The 16,152-nt window shown below is 69.7% G+C and carries 19 protein-coding genes and 2 tRNA genes; 14 read left to right on the top strand and 7 right to left on the bottom strand.

Annotated features, from left to right (window positions below; translation table 11 throughout):
* Positions 1-25: 25 nt before the first annotated feature.
* On the bottom strand, positions 26-511 hold the full coding sequence (locus IE660_RS02145; protein WP_203566654.1) for a GNAT family N-acetyltransferase: 486 nt from the start codon (positions 509-511) through the stop codon (positions 26-28).
* Between the two features lie 92 nt (positions 512-603).
* Here IE660_RS02145 and IE660_RS02140 point away from each other — a divergent pair, with 92 nt between their 5' ends.
* The 4 genes from IE660_RS02140 (at position 604) to IE660_RS02125 (ending at position 3,033) form a co-directional block, all read left to right on the top strand.
* Positions 604-945, top strand: coding sequence for a hypothetical protein (locus IE660_RS02140; RefSeq protein ID WP_203566653.1), 342 nt, complete (start codon positions 604-606; stop codon positions 943-945).
* Positions 935-1,219 carry a hypothetical protein gene (locus IE660_RS02135; RefSeq protein WP_203566652.1) on the top strand — a complete coding sequence of 95 codons (285 nt, stop codon included), beginning with the start codon at positions 935-937 and terminating at the stop codon, positions 1,217-1,219. The genes IE660_RS02140 and IE660_RS02135 overlap by 11 nt, the downstream gene beginning before the upstream one ends.
* A 62-nt stretch (positions 1,220-1,281) precedes the next feature.
* Complete coding sequence (locus IE660_RS02130; RefSeq protein ID WP_203566651.1) at positions 1,282-2,031, top strand: aminoglycoside phosphotransferase family protein; 750 nt, start codon at positions 1,282-1,284, stop codon at positions 2,029-2,031.
* Between the two features lie 84 nt (positions 2,032-2,115).
* Positions 2,116-3,033 carry a hypothetical protein gene (locus IE660_RS02125; RefSeq protein ID WP_203566650.1) on the top strand — a complete coding sequence of 306 codons (918 nt, stop codon included), beginning with the start codon at positions 2,116-2,118 and terminating at the stop codon, positions 3,031-3,033.
* An 80-nt stretch (positions 3,034-3,113) separates the two neighbouring features.
* Here IE660_RS02125 and IE660_RS02120 read toward each other — a convergent pair whose 3' ends face one another.
* Positions 3,114-3,518 (bottom strand): VOC family protein, encoded by a 405-nt coding sequence (locus tag IE660_RS02120; protein ID WP_203566649.1) that lies wholly within the window; start codon positions 3,516-3,518, stop codon positions 3,114-3,116.
* A 34-nt stretch (positions 3,519-3,552) separates the two neighbouring features.
* On the opposite strand from IE660_RS02120, the gene IE660_RS02115 reads away from it, so the two are divergent.
* A complete protein-coding gene (locus IE660_RS02115; protein ID WP_203566648.1) occupies positions 3,553-4,635 on the top strand; it encodes a branched-chain amino acid aminotransferase in 1,083 nt (360 codons plus the stop codon).
* A gap of 109 nt (positions 4,636-4,744) precedes the next feature.
* Positions 4,745-6,328 (top strand): citramalate synthase, encoded by a 1,584-nt coding sequence (gene cimA / locus IE660_RS02110; protein ID WP_203566647.1) that lies wholly within the window; start codon positions 4,745-4,747, stop codon positions 6,326-6,328.
* A gap of 9 nt (positions 6,329-6,337) precedes the next feature.
* On the opposite strand, the gene IE660_RS02105 is transcribed toward cimA, so the two are convergent.
* Positions 6,338-7,633, bottom strand: a complete 1,296-nt coding sequence (locus IE660_RS02105; RefSeq protein ID WP_203566646.1) for a thymidine phosphorylase — start codon at positions 7,631-7,633, stop codon at positions 6,338-6,340.
* 35 nt (positions 7,634-7,668) lie between these two features.
* Here IE660_RS02105 and IE660_RS02100 point away from each other — a divergent pair, with 35 nt between their 5' ends.
* The 4 genes from IE660_RS02100 to IE660_RS02085 all read left to right on the top strand — a co-directional run bounded on the left by IE660_RS02100 (position 7,669) and on the right by IE660_RS02085 (position 9,714).
* Positions 7,669-8,475, top strand: a complete 807-nt coding sequence (locus IE660_RS02100) for a fumarylacetoacetate hydrolase family protein (RefSeq protein WP_203566645.1) — start codon at positions 7,669-7,671, stop codon at positions 8,473-8,475.
* A complete protein-coding gene (locus IE660_RS02095; RefSeq protein ID WP_328701800.1) occupies positions 8,472-9,404 on the top strand; it encodes a CPBP family intramembrane glutamic endopeptidase in 933 nt (310 codons plus the stop codon). The genes IE660_RS02100 and IE660_RS02095 overlap by 4 nt, the downstream gene beginning before the upstream one ends.
* A gap of 89 nt (positions 9,405-9,493) precedes the next feature.
* Positions 9,494-9,565, top strand: a tRNA-Gln gene (locus IE660_RS02090).
* A gap of 73 nt (positions 9,566-9,638) precedes the next feature.
* Positions 9,639-9,714, top strand: a tRNA-Glu gene (locus tag IE660_RS02085).
* Between the two features lie 57 nt (positions 9,715-9,771).
* Here the strand turns inward: IE660_RS02085 and IE660_RS02080 are convergent.
* Together IE660_RS02080 and IE660_RS02075 are read right to left on the bottom strand one after the other, a co-directional pair.
* On the bottom strand, positions 9,772-10,662 hold the full coding sequence (locus tag IE660_RS02080) for a phosphotransferase family protein (RefSeq protein WP_203566644.1): 891 nt from the start codon (positions 10,660-10,662) through the stop codon (positions 9,772-9,774).
* Positions 10,659-11,384, bottom strand: a complete 726-nt coding sequence (locus tag IE660_RS02075) for an IclR family transcriptional regulator (RefSeq protein ID WP_203566643.1) — start codon at positions 11,382-11,384, stop codon at positions 10,659-10,661. Before IE660_RS02075 ends, IE660_RS02080 begins: the two co-directional genes overlap by 4 nt.
* 52 nt (positions 11,385-11,436) lie before the next feature.
* On the opposite strand from IE660_RS02075, the gene leuC reads away from it, so the two are divergent.
* Genes leuC through IE660_RS02055 form a run of 4 tightly spaced genes read left to right on the top strand, consistent with a single transcriptional unit; the run spans position 11,437 to position 15,430 of the window.
* A complete protein-coding gene (leuC, locus tag IE660_RS02070; RefSeq protein ID WP_203566642.1) occupies positions 11,437-12,855 on the top strand; it encodes a 3-isopropylmalate dehydratase large subunit in 1,419 nt (472 codons plus the stop codon).
* Between the two features lie 2 nt (positions 12,856-12,857).
* Positions 12,858-13,463, top strand: a complete 606-nt coding sequence (leuD, locus tag IE660_RS02065) for a 3-isopropylmalate dehydratase small subunit (protein WP_203566641.1) — start codon at positions 12,858-12,860, stop codon at positions 13,461-13,463.
* Positions 13,464-13,480: 17 nt separating this feature from the next.
* Positions 13,481-14,248 (top strand): lysophospholipid acyltransferase family protein, encoded by a 768-nt coding sequence (locus IE660_RS02060; RefSeq protein WP_207730862.1) that lies wholly within the window; start codon positions 13,481-13,483, stop codon positions 14,246-14,248.
* Between the two features lie 51 nt (positions 14,249-14,299).
* The gene (locus IE660_RS02055) at positions 14,300-15,430 is read left to right on the top strand and encodes a D-alanine--D-alanine ligase family protein (RefSeq protein ID WP_203566640.1); all 1,131 of its coding nucleotides are present in this window, start codon (positions 14,300-14,302) and stop codon (positions 15,428-15,430) included.
* Positions 15,431-15,448: 18 nt separating this feature from the next.
* On the opposite strand, the gene IE660_RS02050 is transcribed toward IE660_RS02055, so the two are convergent.
* Together IE660_RS02050 and IE660_RS02045 are read right to left on the bottom strand one after the other, a co-directional pair.
* On the bottom strand, positions 15,449-15,913 hold the full coding sequence (locus IE660_RS02050) for a DUF3515 domain-containing protein (RefSeq protein ID WP_203566639.1): 465 nt from the start codon (positions 15,911-15,913) through the stop codon (positions 15,449-15,451).
* On the bottom strand, positions 15,913-16,146 hold the full coding sequence (locus IE660_RS02045; protein ID WP_203566638.1) for an Lrp/AsnC family transcriptional regulator: 234 nt from the start codon (positions 16,144-16,146) through the stop codon (positions 15,913-15,915). Before IE660_RS02045 ends, IE660_RS02050 begins: the two co-directional genes overlap by 1 nt.
* Positions 16,147-16,152: the final 6 nt, after the last annotated feature.

The following is a 16,152-nucleotide window of genomic DNA, read 5'->3' as shown; positions in this document are numbered from 1 at the left end:
CGACGCTCTGGCGGCCCGGCGCGTCTCAGGTCGCGGGGTCGAGCGGTGTGTCGAGGTAGAGGTCGGTCGCCTCGTAGCCCATGCTCCGGTACAGGTCCAGGGCCCGGGTGTTGCCGCCGAAGACGTGCAGCCTGATCACGTTGCAGTTGCGGGCGCTGTCCCGCTGCTCGGCGAACTCCATCGCCGCCCGACCCCAGCCGCGTCCGCGGGCCTCGGGCCTGATCAGCAGGTCGTAGATGAAGAAGGTGCGAGGTCGTGACTGCAGGGCGCCCACCCACAGGAGCCCCGACGGCTCGGCGTCGGGGGCCTCGTGGTCGTCGCGGATCAGGTACACCTCGTGGCCCGGCAGTGGTCGCCCCTCGGGGAACGACTCGGCGGTCTCCTCGATGGCGGCCTTCCTCGCCTCCTCGACCGGCCATCCGCCCTGCTCGACCTTCTGGCGTGCGTACTCCACCTCGATCTGGGCAATCAGGGCGGGCAACTCGCCATCGGTGATCGGGTCGAGCCTCATGGCGGCCACGGTTGCGAACCGCGGCCGGCGATCGGCGCAGACCGGTCCACTGGGGTGCGCCCAGCACGAGCAGGGCAACACCACAAGCGCAGATGCCGGTCGCGGACTCCAAGGACGTCCGGCTCCGCAACCGTGCCCTGTTGCCCAGTTCGTTGCGTGACGTCGGCCAGGCGACCACCACCGAACTGACGGCCGCCACCGGTCTCTCACGACCCACGGTCGAGGCGATCCTCGACGGTGAGCTCGGCGCTGTGGTCTCGCGGGCCGACGGCGTTGTCGCCACCCCCGGGCGACCCGCCCGGGCCTGGCAGCTCGTCCCGCCGCCGGGTCAGGCGCTCGGTGTCGACGTCGGGGTGCACCTCGTCCGAGCGAAGGCGGTAGACCGGTCGGGCACGGTCGTCGCCGGGGTGACGCTGCCGGTCGGTGGTCGATGACCTGTCACGCACCCACCGATCCCGGGTGAGCGTCGACAACGAGATCCGCTTCTTCCTGCTCGGGGCGCAGTCGGTGCAGGTGCCGCTGCCAGCGGTCAAGACCGATCGTGGCGTCGACGCCCATGAGGGTGTGCGCAACGACAAGCTGCCGGTCACCCTGGTCGTCCGCGACTCGAGTGGCAACGAGGTGGCCAGGGCCGAGCTCGCCGCTCGCGTGGCTGCTGCCAAGGGTGCGTGGTCGGGTCACGCACCCACCGCTAGGGTTGCAGCGTGAGCGCAGCCCATGTCGAGGTGGTCACTGTGGCCGACCCTCTGCCCCGCCACTGGCGGTGATCGATGGGGCAACCGGATCAGGACGAAGTTCTTGCTGGCGGCAACTCCGGCGAGGTCGTGCGTCGTGGCGACACCGTGCTGCGGACGGCAGGGGAGTGGACGCCCGCGGTGCACCGCTTGCTGCGCCACCTCGAGTCGGCCGGCATGCCTGGCGTACCGAGGGTGCTCGGTGTCGAGGACGATCGTCGGGAGCGGTTGAGCTTCGTCCCGGGGGAGTGCGCCCAGTACCCACTGCCAGACCATGTCTGGGGCGAGGACGTACTGCTCGATGTCGCCCGGCTGACCAGGCGCCTGCACGACGCCTCGATCGGCTGCGACCGGACCGGCCCCTGGCGAAGCGTCCCGGTCGAACCCTCCGAGGTGATCTGCCACGTCGACATCGCCCCGTACAACGTCACCTTCGACGAGGGCGGACGTGTCGTCGGCCTGATCGACTTCGACCACGCCACCCCTGCCCCGCGAATCTGGGACGTCGCGCACGCCGTCTACCGGTTCGCGCCGCTGACCACCGATCCCTCCACCGACCCGTTCACCGAGGACGAGCGGCTGGCCCGGGTGGACGCCTTCGTCGACGCCTACGGCTGGCCGTGGACGCGTGCCGAGGTGCTCGCGGTGATCGTCCAACGCCTGGTCGGTCTGGAGGACCATGCCACCGCAGAGAGCGTCAAGCAGGCTCGGTCGGACTTGCTGGAACACGCTGCGCTCTACCGCCGCGACGCGGCCTTCGTGAGGTCGTTGATCGGCGTCGTCTGAGTCGCCCGAAGACTGCAGGAAAGTTGTTCACAGATCGCCGTCACCCATTGTCAGAGTGCAATTCGGCACACTACAATGGAACACATGATCGAGGTCGAGGTGGAGTCGCGAGAGCATCGTTGCCGCGCCCAACTCGAGCGCCTGCGCCAAGGGGCCGACATGGTCGTGCGTGGCGAGATCGAACAGATGGAGTCGATCACCGCCCTGTGCTCCGCCCACGGCGTCGACGACCCCGACGAGATCGACCCGTTCGAGCGGATGGTCTCCAGCGGACGCGACGGCACCCCCTCGGTCTCGGAGTTCTGCTGCCTCGAGGTGGGTGCCATGCTCGGGCTCAGCCCCGAGAACGCGGCCGGCCTGATCTGGTCGACCCTCGACCTGGTGCACCGTCACCTGGTGATGCACCAGCAGGTGCGTGAGGGCAGGGTGCGGTTCTGGCAGGCTCGCCGGATCACCGGTGCTTCGTCCCACCTGTCGTGTGAGGCCGCCCAGTGGGTCGACCGTCAGATCAGCCCGGCCTTGGGACGATTCAGCTTCGGTCGGGTGATGCCGATGGTGACCGGCCTGGTCGCCAAGGCTGATCCCGCACTGGCCGCTGAGCGCGCCGACCAGCAGCGCCGGGCCCGCGAGGTGAAGGTGCAGCACGAAGCCGGGTTCGGCGTCAGCCGACTGTTCGCCACGCTCGACCACACCGATGCCATCATGCTCGACTCGGTCTGCACCCTGCCGACGCCTACGAGATTCCCGAGCGCATTCGCCGGGCAGTCCAGTGGCGCACGCCGTACGACGCCTTCCCGTTCGGGGGCCGGCAAGCCGGCTCCTGCGACCTCGACCACGTGGTGCCCCACGACCCGCTCGGGCCACCGGGGCAGACCGCCGTCGGCAACCTCACCCCGCTGGGCCGCCGCTCACACCGGGCCAAGACCTGCCGACGATGGCGCTACCGACTCACCCCGAGCGGGCACCACCACTGGCGAAGTCCGCTCGGCCACCACTACCTGACCGGGCCCAGGGGCACCACCCGGCACGACTCACCGCTCGAAGCTCGCCTGCAGGAGCAGATCGACCTGCTCTGAACCTGCTCAGCCCTCGTCCAGGTAGAGGCAGAACGGGTGGCCATCGGGGTCGATCAGCACCCGCACGTCGTCCTGCGGCTGGAACTCGGCCAGGCTCGCTCCCAACGCCAGCGCCTCGTCGACCGCCGGGCCCAACTCCCGCACCCCGACGTCGAGGTGGAACTGCATCTGCTGGGCACCCTCGAGACCCGGCCAGACTGGTCGCTGGTGCACCTGCTCGAGTTGGAAGGCCAGGTTGCTGCGGGTGGGCACCCCCTCGGCATCGCGCATCAGCATCGTGATCCAGGTCTTGCCGTCGCCGCCGCTGATCGGCCAGCCCATCAGGTCGCGGTAGAACTCAGCGAGTCGCTGAGGTTCGGGGCTGCCCAGCACCACGCCGAGCCAGCCGGTCAGTCCAGTGATCCCTGCCATACCGGCAGCCTATGTCAGCGGTAACCTGACGCCCATGGCCCTGACCTTCACCGTCCCCAGCGACCCCCAGCACAGCACCGCCGAGCAGATCGCCGCAGTGCACGCCGATCCGGGGTTCGGACGGTTCTTCACCGACCACATGACCACCATCCAGTGGTCGGTCGACCAGGGCTGGCACGACGCCCAACTGGTCCCGTATGGGCCGATCACCCTCGATCCCGCAGCGGCGGTGCTGCACTACGGCCAGGAGATCTTCGAGGGCATGAAGGCCTACCGGCACGCCGACGGCTCGGTGTGGACCTTCCGACCCGAGGCCAACGCCGCGCGCTACAACCGCTCCGCCCGCCGGCTCGGTCTGCCCGAACTGCCCGAGCAGGACTTCCTGACTGCGATCGAGAAGCTCGTCCAGGTCGACGAGCGCTGGGTTCCGTCGGTGGGCGAGCAGAGCCTCTACCTTCGTCCCTTCATGTTCGCCAGTGAGTCGTTCCTCGGCGTGCGACCCGCCCACCACGTCACCCACATGGTGATCGCCTCACCGGTCGGCCCGTACTTCCCCGGCGGCGTCCAGCCGGTCGACATCTGGCTCGAGACCGCCTACTCCCGCGCGGCCCCCGGCGGCACCGGTGCCGCCAAGTGCGGCGGCAACTACGCCGCATCGCTGACCGCCCAGGCCGAGGCGTACGAGCGTGGCTGCTCGCAGGTGCTCTTCCTCGACGCGGTCGAGCACCGCTGGCTCGAGGAACTCGGCGGCATGAACATCTTCCTGGTCACCGCCGACGGCCAACTGCTCACCCCGGAGTTGTCCGGCACCATCCTCGAGGGCGTGACCCGCGACTCGGTGCTCACCGTGGCCCGCGACCTCGGCCTGGAGACCGTCGAGCGCCGGATCAGCCACGACGAGTTGGCCGAGGGCGTGCGCTCGGGCCACGTCACCGAGGTGTTCGCCTGTGGCACGGCAGCGGTGATCACGCCGATCCGTGCGATCAAGTCGAGTGGCGACCAGATCGTCCTGCCCGACGCGCCCGACGGGGTGAGCCTGCGGATCCGCCAGCAGTTGGTCGACATCCAGTACGGACGAGCCGCTGACCCCCACGGTTGGTTGCACCGTCTGGCCTGATCGGTCACCGGGTCCGAGTGCTGGAACCGTCGCCCGGGCCCGCGATCAGCGACGACACTGGTCCGCAGCCCCCACGCCGGGGGCCCCGCGGCAGGTCACAGGAGAGCAGATGACGGTCAACCCGGTCGCCCCGGAGCACTTCCACGTCTACGACACCACCCTGCGTGACGGCGCCCAGCAGGAGGGCATCCGGCTCAGCGTCCACGACAAGATGCGGATCGCCACCCTGCTCGACGAGCTCGGTGTCACCCACATCGAGGGCGGTTGGCCCGGCGCCAACCCCAACGACACGGAGTTCTTCCGCCAGGCCGCCGAGAAGCTCACCCTGCGCAACGCCAAGCTGGTCGCCTTCGGCGCCACCCGCCGCGCCGGCGCCAAGGCTGCCGACGACCCGCAGGTGGCCGCCCTGCGTGACGCCGGCACCGAGATCATCTGCCTGGTCGCCAAGAGCCACGACCGCCACGTCGAGCAGGCCCTGCGCACCACCTTGGACGAGAACCTCGCCATGGTCACCGACACGGTCAGCCACCTGGTCGCCGAGGGCAAGCGGGTGTTCGTCGACTGCGAGCACTTCTTCGATGGCTTCCGCCGCAACAGCGCCTACTCCCTCGAGGTCGTCCGCGCAGCCGCCGAGGCCGGCGCCGACGTGGCCGTGCTCTGCGACACCAACGGCGGCATGCTGCCCAGCTGGATGGGCGACATCGTCTCGGCCGCCAGCCAGATCGGTCTCGACCTGGGCATCCACTGCCACAACGACACGGGCTGTGCGGTGGCCAACTCGCTGGCTGCCATCGAGGCAGGCGCCATGCACGTGCAGGGCACCGTCAACGGCTACGGCGAGCGCACCGGCAACGCCGACCTGACCACGGTGGTCGCGAACCTGCAGCTCAAGTACGGCTGGGACCTGCTCGGCGGCCAGGGCCTGGAGTCACTGACCCACATCAGCCACGGCATCGCCGAGATCACCAACCAGCCCCCGCAGGTGCGCCAGCCCTACGTCGGGCACTCGTCCTTTGCCCACAAGGCTGGGCTGCACGCCAGCGCCATCAGGGTCGACCCGAACCTCTACCAGCACATCGAGCCCGAGCTGGTCGGCAACGGCATGCGCATGCTGATCTCTGACATGTCGGGTCGCGCCAACATCCAGATCAAGGCCGAGCAGATCGGGGTCGACCTCACCGATCGCGACCAGGCCGCCAAGGTGGCCGACCGGATCAAGCAGCGTGAGATGGACGGCTACTCCTACGAGGCCTGCGACGCCAGCTTCGAACTGCTGCTCAGCGACGAACTCGGGCAGCTCGACAAGCCGTTCGAGGTCGACGCCTGGGCGGTCACCACGCGCCAGAAGGGCAGCGGCCCCGAGATCTCCGACGCCACCATCGGTCTCACCATCGGTGGTGAGCCGGGGGAGTGGAGCGGCTCGGGCAACGGTCCGGTCAACGCTCTCGACGCCGCCCTGCGCGACGCCCTGGTGCCCCGCTTCGGCCACGTCGACGGCTGGCGGCTCACCGACTACCGGGTGCGCATCCTCGACGACGGCCAGGGCACCGACGCCAAGGTGCGGGTGCTGATCGACACCGACAACGGCGAACAGACCTGGACCACGGTCGGCGTCGGCTTCAACGTCATCGAGGCCTCGTGGGAAGCCCTGTCGGACGCCTACCTGTACGGGCTGTTCAAGCAGTTCGCCTGACGTTGCTGGTCAGCTGATCCGGTCGATCACGATCGGACGACGCTCCGGCGCCTCGACCCCGATCGCCCAGCAGTCGGCCAGCGCCTGGTGCGCTCGCTCGAACGCTGCCGGGGTGTCGGTGTGCAGGGTGGCCAGCACCTGCCCGGCCTGCACCCGCTCGCCGGGCTTCGCGTGCAGGACGACACCGGCACCGGCCTGCACCGCATCCTCCTTGCGGGCACGTCCGGCACCCAGGCGCCAGGCGGCGAGCCCGACCGCCATCGCGTCCACCCTGCTGATGATGCCGTCGACCGCGGCCACCATGTGGTCGGTGTGACTGGCCCGGGGGAGTGGGGCGTCGGGATCGCCGCCCTGGGCGCGGATCATCGCCTTCCACACATCCCTCGCCGACCCGTCGGCCAACTTGTCGGCGGGGTCGACGTCGACACCGGCCGAGGCGACCATCTCGCGGGCCAGCGCCAGCGTGAGCTCGACCACGTCAGCCGGTCCGCCGCCGGCCAGCACCTCGACCGACTCGGCCACCTCGAGCGCGTTGCCGGCGGTCAGGCCCAGCGGGGTGTCCATGTCGGTGAGCAGGGCGGTGGTGTTCACACCTGCGGCGCGACCCAGGGCGACCATCCTGGTCGCGAGCTCTCGGGCCTGGTCGATGGTTGCCATGAACGCACCCGAGCCGACCTTGACGTCGAGGACGAGCGAGTCGGTGCCCTCGGCGATCTTCTTGCTCATGATCGAGCTGGCGATCAGCGGGATCGCCTCGACCGTACCGGTGACGTCGCGCAGCGCGTAGAGCTTCTTGTCGGCCGGGGCCAGACCCGACCCGGCCGCACAGATCACCGCGCCGACCTCGTCGAGTTGGCGCAACATCTGGTCGTTGGTCAGGTCGGCCCGCCAGCCAGGGATCGCCTCGAGCTTGTCGAGGGTGCCGCCGGTGTGGCCGAGGCCTCGTCCACTCAACTGCGGCACGGCCACACCGCAGGCGGCCACCAGCGGGGCCAGCGGCAGGGTGATCTTGTCGCCCACGCCACCGGTGGAGTGCTTGTCGGCGGTGGGACGCGACAGCGACGAGAAGTCCAGTCGTTCACCGGTGTTGATCATCGCGGTGGTCCAGGTCGACAACTCAGCATCGTCCATGCCGCGGAAGTAGACCGCCATCGCCATCGCCGACATCTGCTCGTCGGCCACGTCGCCGCGGGTGTAGGCCGGGATCAACCAGTCGATCTGCTCGTCGGTGAGCCGCTGACCTGAGCGCTTGCGGCGGATCAGTTCGACGGCGTCGAAGGTGGGCGTGCCGGCCGGGTTCGTCATGATCGGCAGTATCCCAGCCCGCTAGGCTCTCAGCCATGCGCATCGCCCGTTTCAGCCTGCCCGGGCAGGACCCGGCCTACGGCATCGTCGAACTCGCCGCAGACGGTGGTGACCACCCCGACACCGTGGCCACGCTGACCGGCGATCCCCTGGCCGGTCCGGTCAACTACACCGGCCAGCGCCACGACATCGAGGCGGTGCGGCTGCTGGCCCCGGTGATCCCGCGATCGAAGGTGGTCGGGGTGGGCCGCAACTACGCCGCCCACGCTGCTGAACTGGGCAACGAGGTGCCCGAGACCCCGCTGCTGTTCTTCAAGCCCAACACCTCGGTGATCGGGCCCGGTGAGCCGATCGTCAAGCCGTCTGAGGTCAACGAACTGCACCACGAGGGTGAACTCGCCGTCGTCATCGGACGGATCTGCAAGCAGGTGCCGCCGGAGCGGGTGCCCGAGGTGATCTTCGGCTACACCGTCGCCAACGACGTCACCGCCCGCGCCCTGCAGAAGACCGAGCCCCAGTGGGCGCGCGCCAAGGGCTGGGACACCTTCTGCCCGCTCGGGCCCTGGATCGTCACCCACCTCAGTCTGGACGAGGCCGGCCAACTGGGGGTCACCACCGAGGTGGACGACGAGGTGCGCCAGCAGGGCAACACCAAGCTGATGATCCACTCGATCGCCGACCTGGTCAGCCACATCTCCGGCTTCACCACCCTGCTGCCCGGTGACGTCATTCTCACCGGGACCCCCGCCGGCGTCGGGCCGATGCTGCCCGGCCAGACCGTGCAGGTCACCGTCGACGGCATCGGCACGCTCAGCAACCCGGTCGTGGACGAGGACGCGTGAGCAGCACACCACCACCCGGAGGGCTGGTCGTCCTCGAGAAGCTCCCGCCGCCCTCGGGCGTGGGCTACACCCAGGTGCTGCGCAGCACCGACGGCCGCGGCGTGGTCAGGGGCGGGTTCGGGGTGGCGTTGGCGCTGGCCGGCTACGCCATCTTCGCGCCACTGATCGCCCAACTGGTGCTCGGCCTGGGCTGGCTGCTGCGCGGACGACCCGACAGCTTCTCGTCCTACTTCCGCACCGCGATGGCCTACGAGCTGCCCGACGGTCTGGTCGCCAGCCACCTCGGTCTGGCCAGCCTGATCGGGTTGAGCATGCTGCTGGTGCGCTGGTGGCACCGCCGCGGGGTGCGGTGGCTGGTCTCGGTGCAGCCCGGCATGCGATGGCGCTACCTGCTCGGCTGCCTGCTGATCGCCGCGGTCGGGCTGAACGTGGTGTTGTGGCTGGGTCAGCTGGGCACCCCGTGGGTGCTCGACGTCGACACCAGGCCCTGGCTGTGGCTGCTGGTGATCATCCTGTTCGCCCCGCTGCAGGCCGCCGGTGAGGAGTTCTTCTTCCGCGGCTACCTGATGCAGGCGCTGGGGGCACTGGTGACCAACCGGTGGTTCGGAGTGGTGCTGTCGGCGCTGGTGTTCGCACTGTTCCACGGTGTGCAGAACACCTGGCTGTTCATCGACCGGCTGGCGTTCGGGCTGCTGGCAGGAGCGTTGGTGCTGATCACTGGCGGGCTCGAGGCCGCGATTGCCGCGCACGTCGCCAACAATCTGTTCGCGTTCGGCTACGCGGTCTTCTTCGGGGGCGTGGCCGCAACGAAGTCGCTGCGTGAGATCGGGCCGGTCGATGCGGCCGTCGACATCGCCGGGTTCCTGGTGGTCGGGCTGGGTGCGTGGTGGCTCGCTCGCCGGATGCGGGTGGCCACCACCACGCCCTGAGCGCAGGTCGGGGGATTTGAGCCCGACGACCCTCGTCCACTAGCATGGTTCCTCGGTGCTGACCGCCCCTCGGGGAGGCCCAGCCACCTAGGGGTATGGTGTAATTGGCAACACGAGTGATTCTGGTTCACTTATTCTAGGTTCGAGTCCTAGTACCCCTGCGACAAGGCCAAATGGCACTCCTCGCGGACGTGCTGCTAACCTTCTCAAGCGCCTCTCGTCGAGGCACGCTAGGGCCCCGTTGTGTAGCGGCCTAGCACGCCGCCCTCTCAAGGCGGTAGCGCGGGTTCGAATCCCGTCGGGGCTACCAAGACCCTCCGTCGATGCGGAGGGTTCTTTGCATTTGGGGGGATGTTCGCGTCCGGCCTCAGCTCAGCACCGGCATGGTGCTGCCGTGCTGCTTGGGGTTGCCCCGGCCGGCCGCGGCTGCGTGGAAGTCCTCGACGAACGAGGCGATCACGCCCGCGTCGCCACCGTGCTGGTCGTTCCACAGCGCCGCCCGCAGCGAGGTGACTGCCGCCCACCAGTGGGCCCGCGTGGTCGCCGCCGGCCACTGGTCGTGCGAGAGGCTGAGCGAGCGCCATGCGGCGTCGTAGTCAGGTCGCGCGCAGTACCACCACAGCATCGTCCCGAGGTCGCGGGCTGGATCTGACAGGCACAGCCCGTCCCAGTCGACCAGGGCGAGGCTGCCATCGCGCAGCTGGATCACGGTGGTGTTGTTGGGGGCGGTGTGGCTGGGGACCAGGTCGGTGTCGTTGTCAGTCCCGGCTTCGGTGCGCAGCCTTGCCGCGGTGCTGGTGCAGGACGCGTCGGTCAGGGTCGGGTCGCTCGCCTCGGCCAGCCACCCCAAGGTCTCGTCGATGACGGTTGTTCGATGGCCGGCCAAGGTGGCGCCCGGCTCCAGTGCTCGCAACTGGTCGGTCAGGTCGGCATCGGTGGCGTAGTGCGCCACCAGGGCGACCACGTCGGCGATGTGCTCACCCATCCAGCCCCAGGTGCGGGCGGTGCCGTCGAGGTAGGACTGCACGTGCACGTCTTCCTCGGCCGCGAGCATGCGGCAGGCGACGCCGAGGTCGGCCAGTCGTCGGTGGCAGGGTGGTGCGGGGGCGAACTTCACCACCACGCGTCCGTCCGCTGAGTCGGCGTAGACGGTCCGGCCATGGATGCCCTTGTCGGGCCAGGCGAATCGCCAAGGACCGGGCAGTCCGGCTCGGGTCAGGACGCCGGCCGCGTCGGAGAGTGAAGCGGGCAGGCTCACTCGCTGACCGCCGAGCGGCGCAACACCTCTGACAGCTTCTCGGCGGCGCTCATCACCGCGGCTGCGTGCAGTCGTCCGGGCTGGCGAGACAGTCGCTCGATCGGACCGGAGACCGACACGGCGGCGATCACCTTGCCGGCGGGGGAGTGCACCGGAGCCGACACCGAGGCCACACCGGCCTCGCGCTCGGCGACCGAGTGGGCCCAGCCCCGGCGACGGACGGCCGCCAGGGCCACCGCGGAGAAGTTCGCCGAGGTGAGCCCCTTCTGCACCTTGTCGGGCTCCTCCCAGGCCAGCAGCACCTGGGCGGCCGACCCGGCCGACATGGTCAACTGGGCGCCGACCGGGATCGTGTCACGCAGTCCCGAGGGACGTTCGGCCGTGGCAGCACAGACGCGGTAATCGCCCTGACGGCGGTAGAGCTGGGCTGACTCGCCGGTGATGTCGCGAAGCCTGGCCAGGATCGGCCCAGCCGTGGCCAGCAGGCGGTCCTCGCCGGCAGCCGAGGCCAGTTCGCTCAGGCGCGGGCCCAGGATGAACCGGCCCTGCAGGTCGCGTCCGACCAGGCGGTGGTGCTCGAGCGCGACGGCGAGACGGTGGGCCGTCGGGCGGGCCAGGCCGGTGGCGGTCACCAGACCGGCCAGCGTCGTCGGGCCCTGCTCCAGTGCGGTCAGCACCAGGGCGGCCTTGTCGAGCACACCCACACCACTTGAGTCGTCCATAGGGTGAGATTACGTCTCGCATGCTGAAACCGCAAGGCGTACAGTGAGCGGCATGGCGACCACTCTCAGTGACAAGGTGTGGGACGCCCACGTCGTACGGACGGCGGAGGGCGAACCAGACCTGCTCTACATCGACCTGCACCTCGTCCACGAGGTGACCAGCCCCCAGGCCTTCGACGGCCTCCGGCTCGCGGGACGCGGCGTGCGTCGCCCGGACCTCACGCTGTGCACCGAGGACCACAACACCCCCACCCTCGACATCCTGAAGCCGATCGCCGACCCGGTCAGCCGGCTGCAGGTCGACACCCTGCGCAAGAACGCCGAGGAGTTCGGTCTTCGGATCCACTCCCTGGGTGACCCCGACCAAGGTGTCGTGCACATCATCGGCCCGCAGTTGGGCATCACCCAGCCCGGCATGACGATCGTCTGCGGCGACTCGCACACCTCGACCCACGGGGCGTTCGGGGCGCTGGCCTTCGGCATCGGCACCAGCGAGGTCGAGCACGTGCTCGCCACCCAGACCCTGCCGCAGGCCCGTCCCAAGACCATGGCCGTCACCGTCAACGGCGAACTGCCCGAGGGTGTCACCGCCAAGGACCTGGTGCTCACCCTGATCGCCAAGGTCGGCACCGGCGGTGGCCAGGGCTACGTCGTCGAGTACCGCGGCTCGGCCATCGAGGCGCTCTCGATGGAGGGCCGGATGACGATCTGCAACATGTCGATCGAGTGGGGCGCCAAGGCCGGCATGGTCGCTCCCGACCAGACCACCTTCGACTACCTCAAGGGCCGCCCGCACGCGCCTCAGGGTGCTGAGTGGGATGCCGCCGTCGAGTACTGGAAGACCCTGCGCACCGACGACGACGCCACCTTCGACGCCGAGGTGGTCATCGACGCCGCCGAACTCACCCCGTTCGTCACCTGGGGCACCAACCCCGGCCAGGGTGTTCCGCTGGGTGCTGCGGTGCCCGCGCCGGAGACCTTCGACGACCCGGTCGAGCGCGGTGCGGCCGAGCGGGCCCTGGAGTACATGGGGCTGTCGGCCGGCACCCCGATGCGCGACATCGCCGTAGACACCGTCTTCCTGGGTTCGTGCACCAACGGACGCATCGAGGACCTGCGCCTGGCTGCCAGCGTGCTGCAGGGCCAGCGGATCGCCGACTCCGTGCGCATGCTGGTCGTCCCCGGATCGGCGCGGGTGCGCCTGCAGGCCGAGAGCGAGGGCCTCGACCAGGTCTTCCTCGCCGCGGGTGCCGAATGGCGCGCCGCTGGGTGCTCGATGTGCCTGGGCATGAACCCCGACCAGCTCGCCCCCGGCGAGCGCAGCGCATCGACCTCGAACCGCAATTTCGAGGGACGCCAGGGCAAGGGTGGCCGCACCCACTTGGTCTCGCCGGCCGTGGCCGCCGCCACCGCCATCACCGGACACCTGTCGGCCCCGGCCGATCTCGCCAACGCCGTGAGTGAGGCCTGAGCATGGACAAGTTCACCAACCACGTCGGCATCCCCGTCCCGCTGCGGCGCGGCAACGTCGACACCGACCAGATCATCCCCGCCGTCTACCTCAAGCGGATCACCCGCACCGGCTTCGAGGACGGGCTGTTCGCCGCCTGGCGCAACGACCCCGACTTCGTGCTCAACCAGGACGCCTGGCGCAACGGGACGATCCTTGTGGCCGGCCCTGACTTCGGCACCGGGTCGAGCCGCGAGCACGCCGTCTGGGCGCTGCAGAACTATGGCTTCAAGGCGGTCATCGGCACCCGGTTCGGTGACATCTTCCGCTCGAACTCGGGCAAGGCCGGGCTGTTGATCGCCACGGTCACCCCCGAGGTGGTCGACAAGCTGTGGGAGCACGCCGAGGCCAACCCCGGCCAGGAGATCGAGGTCTGCCTCGAGAGCCGCACCATCGACACCGGTGCCGAACGATTCGAGTTCAGCATCGACGACCACACCCGGATGCGCCTGCTCGAGGGCCTCGACGACATCGGCTCGACGCTGCAGCACGAGCAGTTGATCAGCGACTACGAGGCCGGTCGTCCCGCCTACAAGCCCGCCACCATCCCGGTGAAGGTCGCCGACTGAACGACCAGCGGGCACGGTTGCCGCTCGCACAGGTCAACCGCGAACCCACCACGCCGGTCTTTCGGGCACTCGCCCGCACGGTCAACCGACTGCTCAACGGCGTCGGCATGCGCCGACTCTGGCTCGACCATCACAACCTGCCCACGACCGGGCAGGTAATCGTGGTCGCCAACCACATGTCGTACTTCGACGCGCTGGCGGTGGGGGAGTTCGTGGTCTGGTCGGGACGATGGCCCCACCACCTGGGCAAGGCCCAACTGTGGCGGGTGCCGATCCTGGGGTGGCTGGCCCGTCGCACCGAACAGATCCCGGTGCACCGCGGCACCACGCACGCTGCCGATGCCCTGGTCGCTGCCCGCGCGGCACTGGCCACCGGCCGGTGCGTGGTGGTCTACCCCGAGGGGACGCTCACCCGCGACCCCGACCTGTGGCCGATGGTGGGACGAACCGGCGCGGCGCGGCTGGCGCTGGCCACCGGGGCGCCGATCGTCCCGGTGGCGCACTGGGGTGCCCAGCAGGTGATCCCTGGCGCGAAGGCCGGGCTGCCGCGGCTGTTCGGCGGCAAGGTCGTCACGGTGCGCTGCGGTGAGCCGATCGACCTGTCCGACCTGCACGCCTGTGTCGGCACCGAGGACGAGCACCGCGCCGTGCAGGTCGCCACGGTGCGGATCATGGACGCGATCACCACGCTGCTCGAGACCCTGCGCGACGAGCCGGCGCCGCCGACGCGATGGGACGAGCGCGCCGGGCGGCGGGTGCAGCCCGGACCGGCCACGCTTGGTTAGGCTGTAGCTCGGTCCCGGCCCTGACGACCGGTGATTGAGGAGGATGCCGCGATGTCCCAGGCCCCCAGCCAAGCCCCTCGTCCCCGTGTGGTCGTGGTGTTCGGTGGCGCGTCGTCGGAGCACCCGGTGTCGTGCCTGACCGCGGCCAGCGTGCTCAAGGCGATCGACCGCGACCGTTACGACGTCGACTGCGTCGGCATCACCGAGGGCGGACGCTGGACCAGGATCGACCCCCTGTGGGCAGCGCGCATGGCCACGACCGCCGGACGCCTGCCGACCGTGCCCGACGACGGGGTCGGTGCGGTGCTGGTGCAGGACGACGAGCGCACCCTGCTCTGCTCGGTGACCGAGGATGGCTTCGCCGACGTGGTGGCTGTCGACGTCGCCTTCAGCCTGCTGCACGGCCCGTTCGGTGAGGACGGCACCATCCAGGGCCAGTTCGAGATGGTCGGTCTGCGCTACGTCGGTTCGGGTGTGGCCGCCAGCGCCATCGGCATGGACAAGCACCTGATGAAGGTGGCCCTGGCCGCTGCTGGGCTGCCCCAGGGTGACTACCGGGTGATCAGGCCCGAGCAGTGGGTGCGCGACCAGGCTGCCGCGCTGGCCAGCCTCGACGGCCTGTCGTACCCGCTGTTCGTCAAGCCCGCCCGCGCCGGGTCGTCCATCGGCATCACCCGGGTGACCAGCCCGGACGAACTGCCCGCGGCGATCGAAGGGGCCCGCAAGCACGATCCCAAGGTGGTCGTCGAGGCCGGCATCGTCGGCGCCCGTGAGATCGAGTGCGCCGTGCTCGGCGGACGAGGCTTCGACACCCCGCGCGCGTCACTGGTCGGCGAGATCCGCATGCACACCGAGGAAGCCTTCTACGACTTCGACGCCAAGTACCTGCCCGAGGAACAGGTCAGCCTCGACATCCCCGCCGACGTCGACGACGACCTGCAGCGACGCGTGCAGGACCTGGCGGTGGCCACCTTCGAGGCGATGGGTGCCGAGGGACTGGGACGGGTCGACACCTTCGTCCTGCCCGACGGCCAGGTGCTGGTCAACGAGATCAACACCATGCCCGGCTTCACCGAACTGTCAATGTTCCCCGCGCTGTGGAACGAGACCGGGATGAGCTACCCCGACCTGGTCGACGAACTGCTCACACTGGCGCTGCAGCGTCCGGTCGGCCTGCGCTGACGATGCCCGCACGGGCACTCACACGCAGGGCTTGACCTCGGCCACCTTCGCCACCGCGCCCGACAGGTCGACCAGGACGTCGGCCTCGGGGGCGTACTTCGACGGCACGACCACCTCGACGAAGGCCGCTCGGCCGATCGTGGTGAACCGGTACCCGTCGTCGGTCTGTTCGGTGAACCAGCCGATCTCGTTCACCACGTCACAACGGCTGGTCTGCTCGAGTGCGGCCGGTTTCGGAACCCCGCAGCGCAGCACCACGGGGTCCTTCTCACCCCAGTAGGCCACCAGGGCGGTGCGGTTGGCCAGGCCGGTGTGGCCGGCGATCGTGCCGGGCAGGTTCTCGAACAACTGCTGGCAGGCCGCCCGCTCGCTGGGCTGCGGGCTGGGCGTGACGATCGACCTGCTCGGATCGCCCGAGCAGGCCGACGTGGTCAGCAGCACCGCCGCCAGGGCAGCCGCTGCCCGAGCGGCCGCCGGGGGCATCAGACGTTGACCACCGGGCAGGTCACGGTGCGGGTGATGCCGGGCACGGCACCGACCTTCGAGATCACCAACTGGCCGAGCTGGTCGACCGACTCGGCCTCGGCGCGCACGATCACGTCGTAGGGTCCGGTGACGTCCTCGGCGAGCACGACGCCCTCGATCTCGCGGACCGCCCGGACCACCTCGGCGGCCTTGCCGACGTTGGTCTGGACCAGGATGTAGGCGTTCACCATGGGGCT

It is taken from the genome of Aestuariimicrobium ganziense, assembly GCF_015352975.1.
Lineage (GTDB): Bacteria > Actinomycetota > Actinomycetes > Propionibacteriales > Propionibacteriaceae > Aestuariimicrobium > Aestuariimicrobium ganziense.
The sequence above is the reverse complement of the archived record's forward strand: the minus strand, read 5'-3'. Positions and strand labels throughout refer to the sequence as shown.

Coding starts and splice junctions, on each gene's coding strand:
- IE660_RS02145 (WP_203566654.1), bottom strand. CDS start 511: ATGAGGCTCGACCCGATCACCGATGGCGAGTTGCCCGCCCTGATTGCC.
- IE660_RS02140 (WP_203566653.1), top strand. CDS start 604: ATGCCGGTCGCGGACTCCAAGGACGTCCGGCTCCGCAACCGTGCCCTG.
- IE660_RS02130 (WP_203566651.1), top strand. CDS start 1,282: ATGGGGCAACCGGATCAGGACGAAGTTCTTGCTGGCGGCAACTCCGGC.
- IE660_RS02125 (WP_203566650.1), top strand. CDS start 2,116: ATGATCGAGGTCGAGGTGGAGTCGCGAGAGCATCGTTGCCGCGCCCAA.
- IE660_RS02120 (WP_203566649.1), bottom strand. CDS start 3,518: ATGGCAGGGATCACTGGACTGACCGGCTGGCTCGGCGTGGTGCTGGGC.
- IE660_RS02115 (WP_203566648.1), top strand. CDS start 3,553: ATGGCCCTGACCTTCACCGTCCCCAGCGACCCCCAGCACAGCACCGCC.
- cimA (WP_203566647.1), top strand. CDS start 4,745: ATGACGGTCAACCCGGTCGCCCCGGAGCACTTCCACGTCTACGACACC.
- IE660_RS02105 (WP_203566646.1), bottom strand. CDS start 7,633: ATGACGAACCCGGCCGGCACGCCCACCTTCGACGCCGTCGAACTGATC.
- IE660_RS02100 (WP_203566645.1), top strand. CDS start 7,669: ATGCGCATCGCCCGTTTCAGCCTGCCCGGGCAGGACCCGGCCTACGGC.
- IE660_RS02075 (WP_203566643.1), bottom strand. CDS start 11,384: ATGGACGACTCAAGTGGTGTGGGTGTGCTCGACAAGGCCGCCCTGGTG.
- leuC (WP_203566642.1), top strand. CDS start 11,437: ATGGCGACCACTCTCAGTGACAAGGTGTGGGACGCCCACGTCGTACGG.
- leuD (WP_203566641.1), top strand. CDS start 12,858: ATGGACAAGTTCACCAACCACGTCGGCATCCCCGTCCCGCTGCGGCGC.
- IE660_RS02055 (WP_203566640.1), top strand. CDS start 14,300: ATGTCCCAGGCCCCCAGCCAAGCCCCTCGTCCCCGTGTGGTCGTGGTG.
- IE660_RS02050 (WP_203566639.1), bottom strand. CDS start 15,913: ATGCCCCCGGCGGCCGCTCGGGCAGCGGCTGCCCTGGCGGCGGTGCTG.
- IE660_RS02045 (WP_203566638.1), bottom strand. CDS start 16,146: ATGGTGAACGCCTACATCCTGGTCCAGACCAACGTCGGCAAGGCCGCC.